General features: G+C 34.7%; 16 protein-coding genes and 1 pseudogene. 12 read left to right on the plus strand and 5 right to left on the minus strand.

Annotated elements, in window-relative coordinates:
- Positions 1-360: 360 nt before the first annotated feature.
- Together FGQ66_RS09125 and FGQ66_RS09130 are read left to right on the plus strand one after the other, a co-directional pair.
- Positions 361-1,641: a radical SAM/SPASM domain-containing protein gene (locus tag FGQ66_RS09125; protein WP_138302246.1), complete on the plus strand. Its 1,281-nt coding sequence runs from the start codon at positions 361-363 to the stop codon at positions 1,639-1,641.
- 106 nt (positions 1,642-1,747) lie between these two features.
- Complete coding sequence (locus FGQ66_RS09130) at positions 1,748-2,941, plus strand: MFS transporter (protein ID WP_138302247.1); 1,194 nt, start codon at positions 1,748-1,750, stop codon at positions 2,939-2,941.
- 186 nt (positions 2,942-3,127) lie between these two features.
- On the opposite strand, the gene FGQ66_RS09135 is transcribed toward FGQ66_RS09130, so the two are convergent.
- Entirely contained in the window at positions 3,128-3,757 is a 630-nt protein-coding gene (locus FGQ66_RS09135) for a helix-turn-helix domain-containing protein (protein WP_138302248.1), read from the minus strand.
- Positions 3,758-4,365: 608 nt separating this feature from the next.
- On the minus strand, positions 4,366-4,731 hold the full coding sequence (locus tag FGQ66_RS09140; protein ID WP_138302249.1) for a lactococcin 972 family bacteriocin: 366 nt from the start codon (positions 4,729-4,731) through the stop codon (positions 4,366-4,368).
- Between the two features lie 126 nt (positions 4,732-4,857).
- Here FGQ66_RS09140 and FGQ66_RS09145 point away from each other — a divergent pair, with 126 nt between their 5' ends.
- From FGQ66_RS09145 to FGQ66_RS09155, 3 genes are all read left to right on the plus strand, one after another.
- Positions 4,858-5,370 (plus strand): helix-turn-helix domain-containing protein, encoded by a 513-nt coding sequence (locus FGQ66_RS09145; RefSeq protein WP_138302250.1) that lies wholly within the window; start codon positions 4,858-4,860, stop codon positions 5,368-5,370.
- Positions 5,371-5,526: 156 nt separating this feature from the next.
- Positions 5,527-7,680 (plus strand): bacteriocin-associated integral membrane family protein, encoded by a 2,154-nt coding sequence (locus FGQ66_RS09150; RefSeq protein ID WP_138302251.1) that lies wholly within the window; start codon positions 5,527-5,529, stop codon positions 7,678-7,680.
- The gene (locus tag FGQ66_RS09155) at positions 7,677-8,294 is read left to right on the plus strand and encodes an ABC transporter ATP-binding protein (RefSeq protein ID WP_081135202.1); all 618 of its coding nucleotides are present in this window, start codon (positions 7,677-7,679) and stop codon (positions 8,292-8,294) included. The genes FGQ66_RS09150 and FGQ66_RS09155 overlap by 4 nt, the downstream gene beginning before the upstream one ends.
- 155 nt (positions 8,295-8,449) lie before the next feature.
- On the opposite strand, the pseudogene FGQ66_RS15690 reads toward FGQ66_RS09155, so the two are convergent.
- Both FGQ66_RS15690 and FGQ66_RS09165 read right to left on the minus strand, forming a co-directional pair.
- Positions 8,450-8,578 (minus strand): annotated as a pseudogene (locus tag FGQ66_RS15690) (DUF3788 family protein); the annotation flags it as partial.
- A gap of 110 nt (positions 8,579-8,688) precedes the next feature.
- Positions 8,689-9,561 carry an Rgg family transcriptional regulator gene (locus FGQ66_RS09165; RefSeq protein WP_171024592.1) on the minus strand — a complete coding sequence of 291 codons (873 nt, stop codon included), beginning with the start codon at positions 9,559-9,561 and terminating at the stop codon, positions 8,689-8,691.
- Positions 9,562-10,067: 506 nt separating this feature from the next.
- Here FGQ66_RS09165 and FGQ66_RS09170 point away from each other — a divergent pair.
- From FGQ66_RS09170 to essC, 3 genes are read left to right on the plus strand one after another with little or no spacing between them, the layout of a single operon-like run.
- Positions 10,068-10,418, plus strand: a complete 351-nt coding sequence (locus FGQ66_RS09170; RefSeq protein ID WP_230315265.1) for an EsaB/YukD family protein — start codon at positions 10,068-10,070, stop codon at positions 10,416-10,418.
- A gap of 32 nt (positions 10,419-10,450) precedes the next feature.
- Entirely contained in the window at positions 10,451-10,681 is a 231-nt protein-coding gene (locus tag FGQ66_RS09175) for a type VII secretion protein EssB/YukC (RefSeq protein WP_113846395.1), read from the plus strand.
- Positions 10,665-15,182, plus strand: coding sequence for a type VII secretion protein EssC (gene essC, locus FGQ66_RS09180; RefSeq protein ID WP_138302253.1), 4,518 nt, complete (start codon positions 10,665-10,667; stop codon positions 15,180-15,182). The genes FGQ66_RS09175 and essC overlap by 17 nt, the downstream gene beginning before the upstream one ends.
- A gap of 31 nt (positions 15,183-15,213) precedes the next feature.
- Here essC and FGQ66_RS15205 read toward each other — a convergent pair whose 3' ends face one another.
- Positions 15,214-15,396 carry a hypothetical protein gene (locus FGQ66_RS15205; RefSeq protein ID WP_171024593.1) on the minus strand — a complete coding sequence of 61 codons (183 nt, stop codon included), beginning with the start codon at positions 15,394-15,396 and terminating at the stop codon, positions 15,214-15,216.
- Between the two features lie 394 nt (positions 15,397-15,790).
- Here FGQ66_RS15205 and FGQ66_RS15210 point away from each other — a divergent pair, with 394 nt between their 5' ends.
- The 4 genes from FGQ66_RS15210 (at position 15,791) to FGQ66_RS09195 (ending at position 18,559) form a co-directional block, all read left to right on the plus strand.
- Positions 15,791-15,937, plus strand: a complete 147-nt coding sequence (locus FGQ66_RS15210) for a hypothetical protein (RefSeq protein WP_171024594.1) — start codon at positions 15,791-15,793, stop codon at positions 15,935-15,937.
- Positions 15,938-16,028: 91 nt separating this feature from the next.
- Positions 16,029-17,114, plus strand: coding sequence for a DUF4352 domain-containing protein (locus tag FGQ66_RS09185; protein WP_138302254.1), 1,086 nt, complete (start codon positions 16,029-16,031; stop codon positions 17,112-17,114).
- Positions 17,107-18,183, plus strand: coding sequence for a YvbJ-related protein (locus FGQ66_RS09190; protein WP_138302255.1), 1,077 nt, complete (start codon positions 17,107-17,109; stop codon positions 18,181-18,183). The genes FGQ66_RS09185 and FGQ66_RS09190 overlap by 8 nt, the downstream gene beginning before the upstream one ends.
- A gap of 184 nt (positions 18,184-18,367) precedes the next feature.
- A complete protein-coding gene (locus FGQ66_RS09195; protein WP_081135221.1) occupies positions 18,368-18,559 on the plus strand; it encodes a hypothetical protein in 192 nt (63 codons plus the stop codon).
- The last annotated feature ends 14 nt before the right edge of the window (positions 18,560-18,573 follow it).

Raw genomic sequence — 18,573 nt, forward strand, 5'->3', positions numbered from 1 at the left:
TGGTAACTTCAATATAACATGGAATTCACGTGGCGTTTTTTTTATTTTAAATGGCTAAGTTCATTATAAAATCCGCCGTATGAAAAAACCAGAATTCATTCAAATCAATGCTTCTAAATCAACATCTCTACGTTTAGGTTCCACTCCAAAACGTTGCCAAAAAGGAAGAGTTTAATTACTCAAAGTCAAAGTAGGGATAGAATGATTTTAAACAAGTTATCTTTTTGACTAGATTACAAATGTGATTAAAGTCTATGGGTATAAATTGTTTCTAATCATTCTTTTCTATTTATAAGCACATTAAAAAATGTAAGTTTTGTTATTTTATAATATCTAAAATTTTGTAGAGGTGAAAAATTAATGTATCTATCACTGAAATCTGGAAATTTTGTTTTAAAACAACCTGATGGAACATTTTTTTCGTATTTATTTAATGATACAAGAATGACCATAGGGATAAATGAAAGTGCTGAGGAAATATTGACTTGTCTTAATGGTCAGTATAGTTATGATATGCTTATTAATTATTTTAGTAAAAAATACGAAGAATCGATTGAAGAAGTTAATTACCTCTTAAGAGATTTTATTGATAATTTGAAAAATAACAATGTCTTAATGGAAACTGTAGATAAGAAAGAACGAATGACCGTTAGAGGAAGTAAAGATTATTATACTCCAGAACATATTACTCTGGAGCTTACTCATAAATGTCCGTTGAATTGTAAGCATTGTTTTTTAAGTGCTGGAGTATTGGGAAATGAAATGCCTTTAGAAAAATCTATTTATTTGACCAAAGAACTACTTAATAAGGGTGTCCGTATTTTTCAACTAACAGGGGGAGAGCCATTCACTTTTGTAGGAATTGGAAAAATTATCAATCTGTTGATAGAAAACGATGCTTCAGTCCATGTTACTACTAGTGGGTACATTAATACAAAAAAAGTGAAGTCATGTTTAGACAGTTTAGCAGTTAGTAAAGATCCACTAATTCAAGTTTCAATTGATGGTACCGAACGTATTCATAATAATATTAGGGGCAGAAAAGATGCCTACAGAAGAACTATTCAGTTTATTAAAGAATGTAGAAGCAGAAATTTACCTACAATAGTTTCAACAATTCTTATCGATCAATCCTTGGAAGAAATAATAGAATTGACAGGAATAATTAAAAAATTAGGAGTCAAAGAACAACGATTAGGAATAATCACAAATCAAGGGAGAGCAGTGGAGAATCGATTGGATGGATATACGTATAAAAAATATAAATCTATTTTGCAATATTTAAAATCAACATTTGATGATGACAATTTTACCGTAGAAGAGATTGAAGAAGAGTGCAACGACCTAAAAGACTGTGGTGCAGGTTATAAAACATTGAAAATCACTCCTAAACTTATGGTTACACCATGTGCAATGATGCAAATGAACATTGGAAATTTAAATAGAGAATCTCTTGAAAAAGTACTGATTAGAAGTTATCAAACTTTTTCCAAACTTGAATTTCCGTCATCAAAATACTGCAAAGATTGTGTCCAGGAAGAATATTGTAAGGGATGTATTTCGGAAGCAGTTATACGAAAAGATACAGTTGATGAATGTAAGTGGCAAAATTCGCAAGTTCTAACAGAAACTTTAAGTTAAGTGAGGCAGTAGGAAAGGAACAATTTATGAAAAAAATTTAGAATATCTTACTTAGATAGAAAAAATTAAGAAGAACGATTGTTTCTTCTAAGTAAGGATGAGAAAGATGAAAAATAATCAAGCGTTTAAAAAATTAGTAGTAGGACAGATTCTAGCAAATATTGGTGACACAATCTATACTGTAGCAGTAGTCAGTTCAATTTTTTCCTTAACTCATTCGGCTTTGGCCGCCTCTATTGTCCCAGTACTAATCACAGGTGGAACGATCATTTCAGGTTTGCTTGTTCCTATAATAACCACTCATTTCTCTATAACTGGTGTTATCAAAGTAAGTCAATCCTGTAAAGTATTGATTTTGTTTTTCTTAGCAATCTATTTGCAATACAGGATAGCTCAACCTAACGTCATTATCATTTATTTATTAGTTGCGGGTATTTCTTTTTTTGATGGTTTCACCGATCCAATAAGTATGGCGCTGGTTCCACACTATGTAGAAAAAGAACTTTTGATGAAGTCTAATAGCTTGTTTAGTACACTACTACAACTTGTAAGTATCGGAAGTTGGGCAATCGGCTCTTCACTTCTTATAGTTTTTACAATCAATGAAATCGTATGGTTAGACCTGCTTATATTTATCATATCTGCCACGATTTTTTGGTTTCTACCTAAAATTCAAATAGCTGTTAATGTGAAGAAAAATAAGAAAGAAAATTTATTGAGTGGCTGGCATGAAATCCGAACACATGAAATCATCAGGACGGTCGTAGTGATGGATGTTCTGGAGAGTATTGCCAATACTGCTTGGGTCTCTGCGATAATTTTAGTTTTTGTAAGAGAAGTATTACATGTTTCTGATAATTGGTGGGGCTACATCAATGCAACCTATTTTATTGGAGCCATGATAGGAAGCCTAATCGTGATGAGATTATCCAAATGGATCAATAAAAACAAATCTAAATCTATTTATTGGGGTTCTTTTATTGGTGCGATAGCGACAGTGATTGTCTCCATAAGTTGGAACCCAATACTTATATTAGTATGTTCTATTTTCATTGGATTGTTTTCTCAAATCAAGAATATTCCGCAAGCCACCGCTGTACAACAAAAGATGTCTAAGAGTAAATTGGCTGCTATCTATGCATCCACGGGGGTCTTATATACAGGAGCATTTTCTATATCCATACTGTTAATGGGAGTTATTTCGGATTTGTGCGGTGTCAGAATTGTTTTCATACTTTCGGGAGCACTGTTATTACTTGTTGCAATAATAGCAAGAAAAAAGAAAAACTTGTTTGACTGATCGAGAATCATTGAAAACCGACTACCAATCAATTGTATCGTTTCAAGGCACTTTCCATATTTGAGAGTGCCTTTTTTATTTAACAAAAAGCTTGGTGGTGATTTTTATCTCGCAACTAGCTGTAAATTTCTAGTTGGTCAAAAAAATTACCAAGGAATCGTGTCTCAAATTCCTTGAAAATAGACATTATTTGTATCGAATATTTATCTCTTTGATATGTGAATAAGAACTTAGATCGATGTCAACCAGACCATTGTGCGAGACCTTTTTCTCACGCACACCTTCGTTAATAAATTTATACATGTCTATAGTAACGATTCCATTTTTATTGTCTACGTCTGTATAATATCCTGCGAAAGTGTTCTCCTTCGGTAGATTGAATAGCACTTCTACTTTTTTATTTTTTATTGCTATGTTTTTTAGATCTTTCTTTGTGAAAAGTCCAATATCAGAAGTACTCGGTTCATCGGACTTGATAAAATTAACTGTGGGTCTTTTTGTAGAAAATAGAAAGATACTAACACTTATCGAAACTACTAATAATGTTGCAAGTACTAAACTTAATTTTTTTAGCCATTTTTTCTTAGATAAGTCTTCGTCGATCTTCTCAACGATAGTATTATCTGTATTCAATAAAAAGTCTAAAGACACATCTAAAATTTTTGATAAATCAATGAGTGTTTGAATATCTGGATAATTTCGACCAATTTCCCAATTCGAGATAGCTGAACGACTAACATTTAATTCTTTTGCCAATCTTTCTTGAGTAATACCTAATGAAGTCCTTCTTTCTTTTAAAATTTCACTAAATTCCATAGTGTTCCTCCAAATGTATGTAGCGCGTGGAACAAAAGTAAGAAACACTTTTGTCTCATTCTTTAAAAACGAATAAACGGTGGGAACAGAAGCAACTCCTTCGGAAATAAGCCGAAATTCACAAAAATTTGAAAAGCAATTTTCGTTAATTTCTTCTTATTTCTTGGAGTTAAACACTTCTGTCCCAACCTCATAAAATCATTCGTTCTTGTAGTGAGTATAAAAAAGAAACCGGTATTTTTAAAGCCACAATTTGTGACAATGCTATTTGAAGGTGATTTGTGACACATAGTAAGTGAAGTAGAGTACTATAACGAATGCGAATGTTTGTGAAGCTTTTTTGTTGTAGAAATTATTATAGTGGCTACTTTTTGTTAGTGCTATAGAACCCCAATAGAAGAGGTCTTAATCAGACAACACGAAAACAAGCAAACTACACTCATCTAAATTCTTTCTCCGCCAAATGAGATAAAATGGCGGAGAAAAAGGATGAATGACGGTGAAAGAATATGATTATCAGTAGTTGAAAAATTGTTCTTTTTTTTGCATTATGTACGGGAAATCCTAGTAGAATCATTTTTGTAGACTGTATTCAGGCGAAATTTCTATTATTTAACATTGTTGTTCCACCAAACTGTATTGCCAGTAAGTGTAGAGTTTACTTGAGAAAATGCCTGCACTCCAGCAGCTCGAGTATCTCGTTTTCCAGCACCGTTACCATTTTTGGCGGTAGCTGAATGTTTTTTTGTTAGATGCTGGTAAGCAGAGGAATGTTTGGTGCCGTTAAAACCATAGATCCAAGTTCCGCCCCCGACTTGTTCAGTGGTTCTTAATTTCGGGCTATAGTTGTCCATATTGACCATTCCCTCAGTAGGTTCTGTATTCCCAAATTCATCAGCAAAGCTAATTCCTCCTAAAGCGATTGTTCCAATTGAAGCAATTGTGAGAAGACTAGTTATTCCTCTTTTTTTCATATTTTTCACTCCTTTCTGGATTAAACAATACTACATTTGTCAAAGAAATCTAGTAAATACTAATTTACATAGATATAATGAAAACAAAGTTTACATAAAGAAAAATAAAGAATAGGAGGGATTGAAATGAGCTTGGGGAAAAAACTAAAGTATTTAAGAAAGTTAGGAGGATATTCGCAACAAGAGGTAGCGGATTATCTTAATGTATCAAGGCAGTCGCTATCTAAGTGGGAGAATGATAATGGTTTTCCAGATGTGAATAATTTGATTCAATTGGCTTCTTTCTTCAATTTGAGTATGGATGAATTAGTGAATGAGAAACTGGTAGACTCCAAGCATCCAATCAGAAGAGAGGATCATTACAAACGAGTAAAAAATTTCTTGAACATTTTTAGTATTTTACTGTTGGTAGCAATTTTTTTCTTACTGATAAAATTCAGATTTTACTTTTACAATCATAGTATCTATGCGTGGGTATTCATGATTTGTACGTTGTTTTCACTATTATTTTTCATATTAGGTACTTCCGAACATATTGCAAAGAGGAGTCGAACATATTTTATTGTAGCAGCGATTGGTTTTGTTTCTTTCGTGTTGTTCGCTTTTTTATTGAGTATTTTTCTTCCTCAAACATTGTAAATATTGGTTTACATAACAGAATGACACTATATATTGAACTCTTCTCTATAGTTTTTCTTGGTATGATATGAGAAACATTATTTATTCCATTTTTACCGAAATTGTTTAGGAAATTTAGGTTGGAGTGGAATAAAGGAAGTAGGAGGGGGTTCATTGATGGTAAAAAAACTGATTATTTTAGGTCATTCGTTTTTCTTCTTTTTTGTACTCCTTTTTTCAATCGATTTTTGGTTGGATAAACAAATTGACGAATTTCTTTATAAAGACATTCAACAAGTTCAGATTTTATTTAATGAGAATCATTCAAAGCAGGAATACTTGGATTTTGTGAATCAATATTCGGAAGAGAATGGGCTAAATGTTAGTCAATATACTTTTCCGGAAAAAGATAAGATACTGATTTACTGTTCAAATCCGCAAAGTCAAGTCAATTGGAAGAAGCGACTGAATGCAACAAAAAAGTACTCACCAAATCCAACTGATACAGATAGTTATAGTATGATGGCGAATAATAGGTTCCAAATAGAAATGAAACCGTTAAATGATATGGTTAACACAGGCATAGGGAATTCATTTTATTTTAGTGAAATCAAAAAAGATACGCTTAGTAAATTTTCAAGATTTGGTCAAGTGAAAATAATTCCAGAATATCAGATGGATCGTGCAGCCATCTATACAGTCAATGGAGGGATTGTAGTCATCGCATTGTATCTGCTGACGTTCTTGCTATTCCTATTAGTGATAAATTTGTATACACGACTGAATGTAGTCTCTATAAAAAAGTCGTTGGGCTATCAAAAATGGGAGATATTTATTCAAGAAATACTTGATCTGTTTCCCTTGGTACTTTTTACAAATGCGATTATTTCACTTTTGTTTATAATTTATGACTTTGCAAAGAATTTTTCTGATAAATCATTTAATACTGTGCCAATTCTTGTGATTGGAATAACTATAACGTGTATTTTCTTAGCAATGTGTAGTGTTGTTAACTTCTTTGCTTGCTTTATCAAGTATAATGCTGACTATATTAGAGGGAAAAAATCATCAAGATATTTATTGCTGTTTTTTTATTTATTTTGTTTTATGGCTATGGTAGGATTCCTCTACTCTTTTAACTATGCGGGACAGAAATATCAAGAGTATAGTTACGAATCGGCAGCATTGAAAGATTTTTCGAAATACAAGGATGTCTATATGACGAATGTAACAAACCAGATAAAGCGAGAGGATGACCTTGTTGAAGCGGATTATGCAAAGAAAGCTAAAAATTTATACCGTGATTTGTCTCAGCAAAAGGATACCTTCATTGTCACAGCAGATAATTTCTCAATAGTAAATGGTGACCCGAATAATCCAATTTTTCTTTATCACATCAATACGGAAAATGAACATGATAAGATAGTCAGCCCTTACGGCAGATCTATAATCGTAGATGCCAATTACATAAAGAAGAATAATATACAACTTGTAGAAACAGGGAAAGTAGAAGAGCTTCTGCATTCGGATAAAGGAACGCTAACTATAGTAGTTCCAGAAAAATATAAACAGTATGAACATGAAATCAGGGAAAATTATTTGAAGGACTACCAGTTTCGGATGATTGAAATTGAGAATATGCTTAGGGATCGGCAAGCAGGCAATATTGATGAAACGTCTTTAAGTTTGTCGGTCAATATTGTCTATGCAAAAAATAATCAAACGTATTTTACATTTAATACTAACCATGGAAGTGCTCAGGACAGATATAGAATTGAAGATCCAGTTGCGATCATTTTTGAAGATAACTTAGATGGTGTATTTTATGGGAATCTCTTCACTTCAGGAGGAGGATTTTATTTTTACGAAAGCCATCCGAAGCCGTATGCTAGTATCTTGGATATTCTTATAAAAAATGATTTAGGAGCTATTATAGATCAAACACAATCTCTCTATTCTCAAAATGGATTAGCGCTAATGAATGTAAGATTTCAACTGATTAACAGTATTGTAAGTATTCTGATATTATCTATTTTGAGTATATTCCTACTTCTATCATTTCTTAAGCTATTATATAAATATTACGAGACAATCTACTTTTTAAAAACTTCGCTTGGTTACAGTTTTTGGAAACGTAATATCTTTTCTTTACTAACTACTTTTGTAATGGATATTTTATTGATAGGATGCACTATTGTATGGAAATTAAAGATGGGATCGGGCATTTTGTTACTCGGTATCATTGTTTTAGGGTTTGTTGCAATTGTTTTTTGTGACAAAAAGTATGCAACACGCTATTTTGAAAAATTCATAAGAGGAGGTTCCTTATGATAAAGATAGAGAATGTCCATAAATCTTACAAAGGTAAAAAAGTAATTGAAAATTTCTCGACTACAATCTCAAAAGGGGAATTTATATGTATATTGGGGGAGAGTGGCTCTGGAAAATCTACTTTATTGGGTTTGATGTCTTTGATGATCAAACCGGATGCTGGTAGTATTATTTATAAAGAAAAAAGTAGTCGATCGTCAAGTGAAATTCAAAAAATCAGGAGGAATACTATTGCCTATTTGTTTCAAAATTTTGCACTCTTAGATGATAAATCTGCTAAGTATAATATAGATTTGGGTGCTAAATTAAATCCGTCCTTTGAAAAGGAAGACTTGAGGGAAATTATAGAAAAAGTTGGTTTGACGGAATCGATACTTACTAAAAAAGTTTATGAATTAAGCGGGGGAGAGCAACAAAGGATTGCTTTAGCTAGAGCATTATCGAAAAAATTCGATGTTCTTTTTACGGATGAGCCAACTGGAAATTTAGATCATAAAAATACAAAGCATGTTTTAAACATTTTCAAAGACCTGTGTAAGAGTGGCAAATCTGTCGTTGTGGTTACACACGATATTGAGATAGCCGCATTCGCAGATAAATTGATCTATCTATAAGAACAACAATAAGAATCATGATTGGATTTTAAAATCTCGACAGATGTTCAGTCGGGATTTTTTTTGATAATTAGTCGAATAATATTTTTATTATTCGATACTTGAGCACTGACCTGAGAGTGGGACAAAAGTAAGAAATACTTTTGTCTCATGCTTTAAAATCGAATAAACGGTGGGAGCAGAAGTAAATCCTTCTTAAATAAGCCGAAATTCACAAAAATTTGAAAAGCAATTTTCGTTAATTTCTTCTTATTTCTCGGAGTTAAACACTTCTGTCCTAACCTCGGATCAGTGCTCTTTTTGCATTACCCTCATTCTTCCCCTGATTCACAGGAAACCTAACCCGCTATCACTCAGGAAGTAGTATCTGAAATCAATTTTTAGTATGAACGAGTTACTTGTATGGAATGACTTTGACTGTGAAAGTAGTGATTTCGCTTAGCATTCGGATCAGTGAGTGACAATCGAAAAAGGCTAGATGATCGAGTAATGTTTGCATTTCTGTAAGTGTATCGTTGGAAGGATTTTGAATGTAGATGGAGAGCTGCTTCCAAAATTTCAAGAGAATTTTTTCGTAAATATGTTCTTCGCCGACTTCGATTTGTTCTAGTTCTTTGATCGCAACCAACGCTAATTTGAAATTTTTCATTTCTAATAGGTGGATAGCAATATTTGAATAAAGACGAATCGATTCTTTTATATAGGGGTGATAGTCTTTTAGTGCTTCTGATTTTTTCTTTGCAATGAGGAGTAGAGATAAAGTATCGGCTAAATCAAATGCAAAAAAAGTATTGGAGAATAAAACTAATTCATAGTGGTGCCAATTGTCTACGTTTTGGAGATACTCAATCACACGATGAACTCTGGGAGGAGTTGAAAAATCTCTAGTGGTCCTCATGTACAAGCATTCACATATGATTGAAAGGTGAAGGTATTTGATCTTCTTTGTGGCTAAATAAGTAGTGGAAAATGCGGATTCTAGTTCTTTTAATTTTTCATGGTCTTGACGATTAAAAGCTTCGGAGATGGTCATCATTGAATGCTGTAGATCATTCTTACTTTCTGGTAACAGATAAATGAATTCTTCAAATTGTACATTCAAGTTTTCAAGCAGGTTTAAAAACTTTGTTAGACCAATATCGGATTCTTGTTTAACAAATCGATAGTATTGGGATTCTGACAACTCGTTGTTTCGAACAATATCCTTTACTGAAATCTTTTTTTCATCTCTAATTTTGCTAAAAGCTACTCCTAAATTTTCATACATAAAAAACACTTCCATATCCGCGAGTTAATCATATAGGAGATCATGAAAACTTTAGTATCTTTCCTCATAAAGAATGATTTTTGTGTCAGCATGGTTCCTATTGATTTTTTTATTATTTTAGCACTGGCAGAGATTTAGTGTCAATCTTAGGTAAGATTTCCATGACTATCTTTGTTTCTGCTGAAACAAGTTTATCTTCGTGCAAAAGAAGGCATCGAATAACAGATTCCAGCAGTCAATAGTATGGATAATATGGTTGCGCAAGATGCTAAATCCTTTGGGTTTAACTAAATACGGAAAGTCAGTACGAAGGTGCTGGCGTTTTTTGTATATAGGTTGAAGAAATCAGGAAGGAGAGAACAGGTGAAACAATCAGTCAGACAAACAAAACAGATGCCCAAAATGTTGTAAATAACCAACAGAAATCCGATTTAAAAGCGTATAAAATTTTGTATGAAGAGTTCATTTCACCGCTATCATGGAAAATCGACCATGGGAGAATGACGATGCCTAACTGGTTACTGGTTGTATTGATGGGCATAGTGGGCATTGTTGCTATAGGTGCAGGGGTGCTTTTAGGCAAAAAATATGCTGGTTTAGGGGAGGAAACGGTGAAAACAACCATCAATATCAGTCTGCATATCGAAAATCATGAATTGGATTTGCGGATCCCAAATCAAGTTACACTGGTGCGATTAAAAGCATTGTTAGAGCCAATTTTACGAGAAGAACGACTGTTACAGTATGAGGAGTTTGAATTAGTCATTGAGAATAAAAAGATAGTAGTAAATGACCAGCAACCATTAGCTGATTATCCATTAAGCGATGGCGATTGTTTTAGAGTGTCATTTCGCTGATCTAATCAGGAAAGAGCGGAGGAAGGTTATTCATGGAGAAGATGTCTAATGGAAGTAGTGAAATTGAATTGGAACGATTAGAGATTGCTCAAAACTTTGGGGATGACCAGTTGATTTTACATGCGTATACAAAATTATATGACGCAACAAAAAATAGTACGATGTCTGGAGCGAAGAAGCAGAAACAGTTGGAAGAATACCAAAAAGCAATTGATACTTACACGGCAAAAGTGGGTGGTGAAAAAAATGATATCAACAAATGAAACCACACACTCTTATCCTATAATACCTAACTTTGATGACCAAATTATTTCAAAAGAAGCAGTTCTCTATGATGTGTTTGTTTTTGGGGATACCTTTCACCATTTTGAAATGAGCCCTACGAATGCTGTCTTGCAGTTTGAAGGGATAATGATTGAATTAACGCACGAGAATTTATTTTTCAATCAACAGAAATGGGAAACGCCAATGATTCGGTACAATGGAGAGCGATTTTTTGCGGTTCCTCATCAATCCTTGAATGTGTTCACTACCAATCTTCCTTACGATAAACTGATCATTTCTGAAAATAAAGGCAGTGACATTGCTTTTCCGACTACAGCTTTCGCGATCATCGGGCCGAAAATGAAAAACAGTCCAATGAAGGAAGAAGATTTTTTTCTTTCTTTGTCTGTAGATCAAGAATGCGTTTATTTGAATGAACAGCGTATATTCAATGGAACATATACGTTGAAAGTAGGGGATCGCTTAATTATCGGTGGTATAGCGATGGAGTATCGACCAAAGCAATTGAAATTAACTGAAATTTATCAACAAGTGACATTGAATTCTTGGAAATTATTGCCACAAGCCTTTGAGCCAGAAGTGCCGATGAATTTTCCTGATTTTCGGCGCAGTCCAAGAATCTTGTTACAACAACCAACAGAAAAAATAGCCATTCAACTGCCAGAAAGTTTAATGGATACAGGAAAAAGTGACATCATCCGCACGATTTTACCTCCGTTAGGTATGTTAGTGGCCAGTGGTGCGACTAGTTTATTAAGTGGTGGGAATCCTTTGATGATGGTTGGGATGGGTAGTGCAAGTTTATTGACGGCAGCTTTATCTGTTTCTTCTTACTTTACCAATAAGAAAGATTTTGCCCATAAGAAAGTAGAACGAGAAGAGAATTATCAAAGCTATCTACTAGAAAATACCGCAGAATTAGAGCGGCTAGCTCAAAAGCAACAACAAACATTCGACTATCATTTTCCTGATTTAGAAAAACTTTCACAGTTAGTCATTAACTATAGTCCCCGAATTTATGAGAAGACCATAAATAATGCAGATTACTTGGAGTTTTCACTGGGAACAGGGGATTTGACTTCTTCTTATGAAGTCGCTTTTGATGGCGAACAAGCAAAAGATCCTTTAGTGCTATTTGCCAAAGAACATATCGTTTATCCTTATTCTGTCGTCAAGCAAGCCCCAATCAGCACTAATCTTCAAAAACAAACATTGGGCTTGGTAGGCACTTACCCTGTTTTACGAACAGTAGTTTCTAGTATTTTATTTCAACTTGCAAGTTTTCATTCCTATCATGATTTGGAAATGATTGCCTTACTTCCCGAAGAACAGTACGACAAAGACTGGAAAAAATGGCGGTGGCTACCACATTTTCAAATCCATAGTTTGAATCTTAGAGGGCTGATCCATAATGCGCAAAGTCGGGATATGGTCTTGAATAGTTTTTATCAGCTGATGAATAAACGGAAACAGGCGCTGAGAGAAGCTGGGGGCAATAATAAAACCCAGTTTTCGCCCCATATAGTTTTTACCATTTTAGACGATAGTTGGTTAGCAGGACACGGATTGAAAGAATTTTTAGCAGAAGACATGAGCGACTACGGTGTCACGGTTATTTGGGGGAAAGAAGCGGAAGCCATGTTGCCGGAAACTGTTACGACACTTGTGAAGTATACTTCTAGTGAAAGTGGACAATTGGTAAATGAAAAAAATGTCTATCTTGCCAAAGACTTTAAACCTTATCGTTTACCAGAAAAATATCCATTAGATCAAGCCATTCGTCATTTGGCGAATTTGCATCATGTGGAAGTCGAAAAAAATGCAATTCCTGAATCTGTCGGTTTTTTGGAAATGTACCAAGTGAAAGAAGTGGAAGAACTTCAAGCCTCCACCCGATGGCAGTCAGCCAATACCGCAAAATCCTTGGCAGTACCACTAGGATACCGAGGGAAAGATGATCTAGTGTCACTTAATTTACACGAACGTGCCCATGGTCCACATGGATTAGTGGCAGGAACGACTGGATCAGGAAAATCGGAAATCGTACAAAGTCATGTATTAAGCCTTGCAATTAATTTTGCGCCAGAAGATGTCGGATTCTTGCCGATTGACTTTAAAGGTGGTGGGATGGCGAATCTATTTGCCAATTTACCCCATTTACTTGGTTCTATTACCAATTTAGACGGTGCCGGCTCTGCTCGGGCCCTAGCAAGTATTCGTGCAGAATTGCAAAAACGCCAACGTTATTTTGGAAAATATGGGGTCAATCATATCAATGGCTATACGAAACTCTATAAAGCAGGAAAAGAAATTCATGACTCAGAAGAGAAAAAGAAATACCCTAGTGAACCATTGCCACACTTGTTCTTGATCTCAGATGAATTCGCCGAATTAAAAGCAAACGAACCAGAATTTATGGCCGAACTGGTTTCAACAGCTCGGATTGGTCGTTCTTTAGGTGTTCATTTGATTTTAGCCACACAAAAACCAAGTGGTGTAGTAGATGATCAGATTTGGTCGAATTCACGGTTCAAATTAGCATTAAAAGTTCAAGATGCTAGTGATTCCAATGAAATTTTGAAAACCCCGGATGCTGCCAATATCACTTTGCCAGGACGTGCTTATTTACAAGTCGGGAACAATGAAATCTATGAACTCTTTCAATCCGCTTGGAGTGGCGCAACGTATGATCCTGAATCGGTAAATGAAGAAAAAGTGGATGAACGTATCTGGAAAATCAACGACTTGGGGCAATATGAATTATTGACGACTGATTTATCTGAGGATGAAGAAATTGGTGTTGTGCAAGAGGAAGAACAACAGACGGAATTAGAAGCGATTGTAGATTATTTAGCAGCAGTGGCAAAACAAACACAGGCAATTTTACCAGAAAAGCCATGGTTACCGCCTTTAGAAATTGAAATTTGTACGCCACCGATTTCCCGAGAAAAAGAGTGGCAGGCTACTCGAGAGCTGACAGTTCCTTTTGCTTTTATGGATATTCCTTCACGACAAGCACAAGAGACATTCTTTTTTGATTTTAATGAATTTAGTCATATCGCTATTTACGGCAGTGCTGGTTTTGGAAAATCTGTCGCCCTCCAAACGCTTGTGATGAATCTCGCGCGAAAGAACACACCAAAACAGCTTCATGTTTATCTGTTCGATTTTGGGACCAATGGGTTATTGCCATTAAAAGATCTGCCTCACGTAGCGGACCTTGTTCATCTGGAAGAAAACGAGAAATTAGTAAAATGTGTCAAAAAGATTCGTCAAGAACTAACAAAACGAAAAGAGGAGTTCTCTTTATATGGCGTTTCTAGTCTTTCTCAATACGAATCAAAATCCGGCAACTCTTTACCAGTCGAAGTCATTGTATTAGACAGCTACGACCCACTAAGGGAAAGTCCTTTAGAAGAAGCGGTAGAAAGTGTGCTGAACCAATTGTTACGAGAAGGTGCAAGCTTGGGCATGTATCTGGTAGCAACCGCCTTAAGAGCAGATTCTTTCAAGATCAGCATGACCAGCAACCTCCCAACACGGATTGCCTTGTACCTAGTCGAAGATAATGCTGTAAAAGATATTGTCGGTCGTGATGCCTTGATCCCACAAGAAATCACCGGTCGCATTCAAGTGAAGTTAGATGAACCAATCGTGATGCAAGTCTATTTGCCAACAGAAGGAAACAACGACATTGAACGTCTGAACAACTTAGAAGCTGAAATCAAGGAAATGGACCAAGCATGGTCGGGGGATAGACCGGCGAAGATCCCGATGGCACCCAAACAATTGACGGCTAAAGAATTTTATTCCTACCCCGAAGTTGAAAAGCACTTGTCAGAAGGAAATCTGCCATTTGGTATGAGTTTAGAAACAACTGAAATTGTCGCCTTTTCTCCAGTGGATGATGGCTATTGTGTCATTGCTGACGATACCCCATCACAGACAGAATTTTTGAACCGAACCATCATAGAAGGATTCAAAGCACTTCAACAACAGTACTATCGCCTTGTCTTTGATTATGGAAATCAGTTTGAGTCTACTACTGCTTTTGATCAGATTGTTTCTGATACTGAATACAATCAAACGGCCCTTGAGTTACTAGGAGAGATCGATAATCGATTGGAAAATAACGCAGCACCAAGAGAAAAAATGCTGGTGTATATCCCAGAAGTAGTGCCATTTTCCGAGAAGAGTCTGTTGTTTGAAGACCAAGTGAAAAAAATGTTGAAAAATGGTCCTAAAGTGGGTATTTATTTTATATTCCAATCACCGAAAAGCAAGTTAGATATTGCATTTGATGACGTTAGTAAATTGTTGCGAAATAATCCACCGACAGGCTTGGTGGGCTCACGTTTAACGGATCAAGAATATATCAAAGTAAAGTCTAATTTTAGTGAAGCAGAACTAGAGTATGACCAGCATAATTTTTATGCTCAACGTAAGGCAGAACGAATCAAATTAATCAGTGAGTGGTGAGACAAATTTCTATATGTGAATAGATTAAATACTAAAATAATCGTAAGGGCGAAATCGACTGCTTTTTTGAATGCTGTAGATCATTTTTGCTTTCTGGTAGCAGATAAGTGAATTCTTCCAATTGTACATTTAAGTTTTCAAGCAGGTTTAAAAACTTTGTTAGATCAATCTCCGATTCTTGTATGACAAAGCGATAATAGTGAGATTCAGACACCTTATTGTTTCGAACATTTTCTTTACTGTACTCTTTTTTTCATCTCTAATTTTGGTAAAAGTTACTCCTAGATTTTCATACATAAAAAACACTCCCATATTTGCGAGTTAATCGTACAGGAGATCATAAAAACTTTAGAATCATTCCTCAAGGGGGATGATTTTTATGGTAGGGGTTATTTCAGTTACACCTGGGCAGTTAAAACAACAAGCACAAGTCTATCTTCGTGCAAAAGAAGGCATCGAACAATAGATTCAAGCGGTCAATAGTATGAATAATACGATTGTGCAAGAATGGAAAGGTCAATCTTTTCGATCCTACTTAGAACAATACAATCAAATTAAGCTGACCGGTGAAAAAATTTGAAGAGTTGCTGGTCTTTATCTTTTAACGGATGCAATTGATCAACTATAAAGGACTCAAAGACTTTTTGCTCATGAATTTAATGGAAAGCATGCTGATGTGTGTGACAGATATAGGAAGAGAAAGCAAATATCGACTACTAACTTATCCAGAGATTGGTGAAAAAATAGATAGTTAGAGGTTTAATAAAAACGATTTAAAAGCTGAGGATATTTCCCGAATTAGGTAGAAAAAAACAACTATGTATAGAATTTTGGAGGAGGAACATTATGAAAAAAGTGAGCACAGCGGGATTAATATTGGGAACGGTTTTACTTCTAGGGGCCTGTGGAAATAGTGATAAGGGATCTGTCACGAAACCAGCTGCTGAAGCTGGAAGTACAGCTGTTAAAATTAAATCTGGTTCATATGTATTAGAGGAAGGGGACAAAGCTGGAGACGGAACAGGTTATTTGGCATTGGAAGTATCTGTCAAGAATATATCTAAAAACTCCATTGATTTGTCCTCACAGGATTTCTCTTTGTATGATAAAGATGACGACAAGATTTCTGAAAAAAACATATATTCAGAAGATGATTCTTTTCGATCGTTTGATGGAACTAGCTTATCGAAAGGAAAGAGTGTTGATGGCTACATCGTGTTTCCTGTAGAGAAAGAACAAAAATATGAGTTGCACTTCAAGCCAATCCTTCAAAGTGATGAAAAAAGTAAAGAAATCACGCTAAAAGTTGATGCATCCAAATATCATGATGATACCGAGAACATCAAGAAGCTTGCTGAACAATATGTTTCCCAGGTTTTTCTGAACAAAACGACGGCAGCTGATAAAGAAAATAAATTGAAGTTGAATAATGATCTAGGAAAAGAACATAATGATTTTAATCAACAGTTCTCCGCACGCTTAAAAAAAGAGTTTACCGAGTATGTCCCATCTGATGCAGAGTTGGGTAAGGCTGTTGAAAGTTTTGAAACAGCAAATCAGAAAAAGGCTAAAATAAATTATACAATTGATCAATTGTTCCCGAATGAGGCAACAGTGAATGTATTACCTGAGATGATTACTTTTGATGGAATTGATACTGATAGCATTATTACTCAATTTGTCAATGAAAATGAAGGCAAGTATGATGATTATGAGAAGGCTTCGATAGATGCAGAAAAGTACTTACTTCAGCAACTACCAAGCAAATTTGATAGTGCAACTACTTCTCAGCCAAGTGATATAAGTGGTGAAGGCTATAAGATTAATTTGACTCAAAAAGATGGAAAATGGATTGTAGATTCTAGTAAGTCAGACAGTAACTATGATTATCAAGCGCTTGTGTCTTCTTTTATGGGCGGGTTATATGAGTAAAATCAATAATATGAAATTCCTAATACTATTTTTAGTATTAGGGATTTTTGGAATTGGAGCAGGACTAAATTACTGGCATCATTATACTTCGACAGAGTATCAATCAAAACAATTGGCACTAGCAATACAAAAAAATCAATATACAAATTTCAAAAAGATCTGTCCACAGTTTACAAACGGACAAGTTATAGATAAAGAAACTTTTCAATTGTATCGAAGTAGCCTAGATACTAAGTCTAAGCTAGTTGATTTAGAAAAAATGATTCGTGACGTAGAACAATTTGAGATGAAAAATGAAAATAATTTCTGGCGACCAACTCAGTTCTATGCAATACCTCGAACAATTGAAATTGAAATGGCGAACGATACGAAACTTATTTCTAAAATTTCAAATAAAACAATTCCCTTGAAAAATAAGAAATTAGGACCGTTTATCTCAAGTGAATACTCTGTGAAATATCTCTTGGATAGCCCTATTTATGGAGAAATTGAAAGTAACAAAAAAGAAGATTTAAGAAAGTCAAATCAGAAAGTATCATTAGATGAGTCTTCTATTTTTATACAGAATGATTCCTTTCAAAGAAAATTGTTGAAGCGAATCGTTGAGTATTATGTATCAATGAACCAATGTATTAAAAATGATTTATCCTTTGGTGCTCTGGATGCGGTCACAATTGATGAAAAGAAAAAAATACAAGCTGAGTTTGACGAACTACGTCCATATATGAATAGTTACGATCAAAAATTTCAAACTTTTGTTTTTAATAGTGAGTCATTCAAAGTAGAGAGTGGGAATGAGACTAAAGTCACCTTTGATTTATACACGGATAACGAACTAACGGTGCAGCTAAAGAAAGAAAGCGGGATTACAGAACCGTTGATTGATAAGAGTCACAATGCTGAGGTAACGATGTTGTATGATCAAGATCAAAAGGACTGGGTTATACAGACCCTAGATTTTGAAACATACGTCCAAGATCCTTCGAAATGGACCAAGCAGCAGAAAATAAAGTTGGAACAGGTAAATGAGGGAACTTGGGATAGTGAGAATCCCAAGGAAATGATCTGATAGTGTAGCTAGAAAAGCGACACAAAAAATCTAATAATTGATAAAGTCGACACCATGAACAAGAATGTCAGTGACAAAAGCCATAAATATCAACACTCCTATCAGCTGTGGTTATTGCAAAAAATTGCGGGATTTTCTAATTCTGGTGAATATCTATTTAATAAATGTAAAAAGGAGATATAAAATGAGTGAAAAGAAGATCCAACGAAAATGGGCATTATTTTTAGCAATTTTAGTAACTATATTATCTATTAGTCAATTGATGAAAGACAAACTAGATATATCAGACCCTTATGATCAAGGGCAGCTCTTAGCACTAATCGCAATTCCTGGATTATTCTATTACCTTGCTTTTAAAAAGAAAAAAGGGAAATGATATGAGAATATAAT

Source organism: Enterococcus sp. BSD2780061688st2 D3 (assembly GCF_005844145.1).
Taxonomy (GTDB): Bacteria; Bacillota; Bacilli; order Lactobacillales; family Enterococcaceae; genus Enterococcus_B; species Enterococcus_B durans.

Bases quoted from the DNA above. Each gene is read 5' to 3' on its own strand.
- FGQ66_RS09125 (WP_138302246.1), top strand. From the start codon at position 361: ATGTATCTATCACTGAAATCTGGAAATTTTGTTTTAAAACAACCTGAT.
- FGQ66_RS09130 (WP_138302247.1), top strand. From the start codon at position 1,748: ATGAAAAATAATCAAGCGTTTAAAAAATTAGTAGTAGGACAGATTCTA.
- FGQ66_RS09135 (WP_138302248.1), bottom strand. From the start codon at position 3,757: ATGGAATTTAGTGAAATTTTAAAAGAAAGAAGGACTTCATTAGGTATT.
- FGQ66_RS09140 (WP_138302249.1), bottom strand. From the start codon at position 4,731: ATGAAAAAAAGAGGAATAACTAGTCTTCTCACAATTGCTTCAATTGGA.
- FGQ66_RS09145 (WP_138302250.1), top strand. From the start codon at position 4,858: ATGAGCTTGGGGAAAAAACTAAAGTATTTAAGAAAGTTAGGAGGATAT.
- FGQ66_RS09150 (WP_138302251.1), top strand. From the start codon at position 5,527: ATGGTAAAAAAACTGATTATTTTAGGTCATTCGTTTTTCTTCTTTTTT.
- FGQ66_RS09155 (WP_081135202.1), top strand. From the start codon at position 7,677: ATGATAAAGATAGAGAATGTCCATAAATCTTACAAAGGTAAAAAAGTA.
- FGQ66_RS09165 (WP_171024592.1), bottom strand. From the start codon at position 9,561: ATGTATGAAAATTTAGGAGTAGCTTTTAGCAAAATTAGAGATGAAAAA.
- FGQ66_RS09170 (WP_230315265.1), top strand. From the start codon at position 10,068: ATGCCTAACTGGTTACTGGTTGTATTGATGGGCATAGTGGGCATTGTT.
- FGQ66_RS09175 (WP_113846395.1), top strand. From the start codon at position 10,451: ATGGAGAAGATGTCTAATGGAAGTAGTGAAATTGAATTGGAACGATTA.
- essC (WP_138302253.1), top strand. From the start codon at position 10,665: ATGATATCAACAAATGAAACCACACACTCTTATCCTATAATACCTAAC.
- FGQ66_RS15210 (WP_171024594.1), top strand. From the start codon at position 15,791: ATGCAATTGATCAACTATAAAGGACTCAAAGACTTTTTGCTCATGAAT.
- FGQ66_RS09185 (WP_138302254.1), top strand. From the start codon at position 16,029: ATGAAAAAAGTGAGCACAGCGGGATTAATATTGGGAACGGTTTTACTT.
- FGQ66_RS09190 (WP_138302255.1), top strand. From the start codon at position 17,107: ATGAGTAAAATCAATAATATGAAATTCCTAATACTATTTTTAGTATTA.
- FGQ66_RS09195 (WP_081135221.1), top strand. From the start codon at position 18,368: ATGAGTGAAAAGAAGATCCAACGAAAATGGGCATTATTTTTAGCAATT.